The 3,497-nt window shown below is 70.9% G+C and carries 4 protein-coding genes; all 4 read right to left on the minus strand.

Features of this window, described 5'->3' with window-relative positions; all coding sequences use genetic code 11:
- A partial coding sequence (locus BQ9890_RS06035; RefSeq protein WP_195907698.1) for a translation initiation factor IF-2 N-terminal domain-containing protein occupies nt 1-1,071 on the minus strand: 1,071 nt, incomplete at its 3' end.
- Between the two features lie 109 nt (nt 1,072-1,180).
- Entirely contained in the window at nt 1,181-1,546 is a 366-nt protein-coding gene (locus BQ9890_RS16705; RefSeq protein WP_326844911.1) for a YlxR family protein, read from the minus strand.
- Nucleotides 1,543-2,586, minus strand: coding sequence for a transcription termination factor NusA (gene nusA, locus BQ9890_RS06045; protein WP_075890125.1), 1,044 nt, complete (start codon nt 2,584-2,586; stop codon nt 1,543-1,545). The genes BQ9890_RS16705 and nusA overlap by 4 nt, the downstream gene beginning before the upstream one ends.
- Nucleotides 2,587-2,593: 7 nt before the next feature.
- Nucleotides 2,594-3,064: a ribosome maturation factor RimP gene (locus BQ9890_RS06050; RefSeq protein WP_075890127.1), complete on the minus strand. Its 471-nt coding sequence runs from the start codon at nt 3,062-3,064 to the stop codon at nt 2,594-2,596.
- Between the last annotated feature and the right edge of the window lie 433 nt (nt 3,065-3,497).

Here is a 3,497-nt window from a genome sequence, read left to right on the forward strand (position 1 = left end):
CGGTGACCTCGCCCTCGAGCAGGGCCCGCAGTGGTGCGGATTCACGGGGGGCGGCCACAATGGCTCCTTCATCTGGACGACACGGCAGTGGGAACCATCGTAGCCGCAGCCCCGTGGGATGATTCGGTGGTGATCCCGCAGTCCTCCCCCCACCCCGACCGCCGCGTGTCCCCGCGTCCCCTCCCCTCCGCAGGGGCGTCCCGACGTACGAGGGCGGCCCTTGCCGGCCTGGTCGCGGTGTGCACGGCCGTGTCCCTGTCCGGGTGCGGCCTCCGCTTCGAGGCCTCCCCCGGTGCGCTGCCCGAACTCACGGGTGTGGCCGCACTGCGTGACATGGCCGCCCGCTCGGAGTCGGCGGCCCGGGCCCGGGCGACGTCCCTGTCGGCCAAGGCCACCACGTGTGAGCCCTGTCAGAAGGTGCTGGACGGGATCGCCTCGGACTCCTCGGCACGCCTGGAGGCGCTGGGAGGTGTGTGGGACCCCTGGAACGGGACGGTCCCCGAGGGCGCACAGGCACCGGCAGCTGTGGCGGATGCACCCGTCGAGGTGGGCGAGTTCGCGACGTGGATGGCGCTGTCGGCGCGCCGGGACCTCGTCGCGGCCACCGACGCCGACATCGAGGGGCCCGACGCGCGCCTGCTCGCATCCGCCGCCCTGGGACGACTGGCCTCCGCGCAACGCCTGGCCGACACCTACGACCTCGATCTCGCCGGCGGCATGGGAAAGGTGAGCGTGCTCGACTCGCGTCTGGCCGAGCTCCTGGACCAGTCCGGCACGGAGGGCGGGGGCTGGGGGTTGGAGGACCTCCTGGACGGGGCCCAGTCCGGGGCGGACCTGCTGGGCGGCGGCTGGGCGGGCACCGGCAGCNGGCGAGGGCTTTCTCTTCTGTGCCGACTCCGCCTTCTTCGGGGCGGCGGCGGCGTAGTGCTCGCGCACGGTGCGCACGACGGGGGGTTCCAGCGTCGATCCCGACGCCTTGACGAACTCACCGTTCTCGCGCAGGTGCGTCAAGAGTTCCTTGCTGGTGATTCCGAGCTCCTTGGCGAGCTCGTGGACACGCAACTTTGCCACGTTTCTCCTGTTCGGATCCGCCTCCGAACCGGAGACGGGGTCACTTGTCTTGCTGGCAGCTCATCGCTGGGTACTCATCGGGTGCCCATCGGCTTCCAACCCGCTTCCATCACTCGTTGTCCGACGCGGTGTGCGCGTCGCTGACAGTGGCGACCAGTCCCGCGAGCTCGGCCCACACCTCTTCCCCCACGTCGTGGGGGAGGCGGAGTGCGCGGACCAGGGCCCTGCGGGAGCGAGCCCTCTCGATGCACCGCAGGTCCGCATGGACCCAGGCGCCACGACCGGGACGGTCACTCCTCGGATCCACTTCTGCGGACCCGTCCGTGGCCACGACACGGACCAGGTCCGCACGGGCCACACGCCTGCCGCATCCGACGCAGGTGCGCACCGGGCCTGGGACATGGTCCCGGGTCCGCGCGTCTCCTGCGGTGTGGTGCGGCAACCCGTCCAGTGTAGCGGAGGCCACCACACTCACTCGTCGGAGGTGCGTGAGCGACTCGTCACGTCGTCCGGCATGGAGGACCGCGAGGCGTGCACGTCGTCACCGGTCTCGGTGTCGGAGTGGATGTCGATGTGGTAGTTCGTCAGCCGCGCCGCCAGACGCGCGTTCTGTCCCTCCTTGCCGATGGCCAGGGACAGCTGGAAGTCGGGCACGACCGCGGTGGCGGTGCGGTTCTCCACCGAGTGGACGACCACGCGGGTCACACGCGCCGGGGAGAGGGCATTGGCCACGAAGCGCGCGGGGTCGGCGGACCAGTCGACGATGTCGATCTTCTCCCCACCCAGCTCCGCCATGACATTGCGCACGCGGGAACCCATGGGGCCGATGCAGGCACCCTTGGCGTTGACCCCGTCGCGGGTGGCCGTCACGGCGATCTTGGTGCGGTGCCCGGCCTCCCGGGCGATGGCCTTGATCTCGACCAGGCCCTGCTGGATCTCGGGGACCTCACGCTCGAAGATGCCCAGCACCAGGCCGGGGTGCGTGCGCGAGAGAGTGATGCGCGCACCCTTGTCGGTGCGCTCCACGGAAATCACGTAGGCGCGGATGCGGTCACCGTGGCGGTACTCCTCGCCGGGGACCTTCTCCGAGTCGGGCAGGACCGCCTCGAAGTCGTCGGTGAGCTTGACCAGGGTGACCCGGCCCTCACGCCCCTGCTGGACGATGCCGGTGACGACCTTGCCGGTCTTGGAGGCGAAGTCCCCCAGGACACGGGCGTCGTCGGCGTCGCGCAGGCGCTGCATGATCACCGAGCGCGCCGTGGTCTGGGCGATGCGCCCGAAGTTGGAGGGGGTGTCGTCGAACTCCCCGATGGGGTTGCCCTCCTCGTCCTCCTCCGTGGCCATCACGGTGACGCGGCCGGTGCGCTGGTCGATCTCGATACGGGCCCTGGAGATGGCTCCGGGGATGTTGTGGTAGGCCTTGAGCAGCGCTTCCTCGATGGCACCCACGAGGGTCCCGAGGCTGACGCCCTTCTCCTGCTCCACCATGCGCAGTGCCGTCATGTCGATTTCCACGGTCGACTCACTCCTCCGAACCGAACTCGACGCGCGGGCGCGCCTTCTTCACGTTTTCCAGTGCGATCGTAGTCGGCTCACCGTCGACCTCGACCGTCACGGCGCCCTCGTCCACCCCGACCAGGCGACCCGTCAGCGTCCCGCCCTCGCGCAGCTTGATGCGCACCAGGCGACCCAGGGCGCGACGCCAGTGGTGCGGACGGGTCAGTTCCCGCTCCGCGCCGGGCGTGGAGACCTCCAGGAGGTACTCACCGGCGATGGGGTCAGCGGCGTCCATGGCCTTGGAGACCGCGCGGGAGACGGCGGCAAGTGTGTCGGAATCCACCTCGCCCTCGTCCCCGGTGACGTCGACGACGACACGCACGACGGGGGACCCGTTCTGGTGGAGTTCGACGACGGAGTCCAGCGCGAGGCCGGCCTCGGTGACCTCGCCCTCGAGCAGGGCCCGCAGTGGTGCGGATTCACGGGGGGCGGCCACAATGGCTCCTTCATCTGGACGACACGGCAGTGGGAACCATCGTAGCCGCAGCCCCGTGGGATGATTCGGTGGTGATCCCGCAGTCCTCCCCCCACCCCGACCGCCGCGTGTCCCCGCGTCCCCTCCCCTCCGCAGGGGCGTCCCGACGTACGAGGGCGGCCCTTGCCGGCCTGGTCGCGGTGTGCACGGCCGTGTCCCTGTCCGGGTGCGGCCTCCGCTTCGAGGCCTCCCCCGGTGCGCTGCCCGAACTCACGGGTGTGGCCGCACCCGGACAGGGACACGGCCGTGCACACCGCGACCAGGCCGGCAAGGGCCGCCCTCGTACGTCGGGACGCCCCTGCGGAGGGGAGGGGACGCGGGGACACGCGGCGGTCGGGGTGGGGGGAGGACTGCGGGATCACCACCGAATCATCCCACGGGGCTGCGGCTACGA

Origin of the sequence: Actinomyces provencensis, assembly GCF_900155435.1 — a bacterium.
Lineage (GTDB): Bacteria > Actinomycetota > Actinomycetes > Actinomycetales > Actinomycetaceae > Pauljensenia > Pauljensenia provencensis.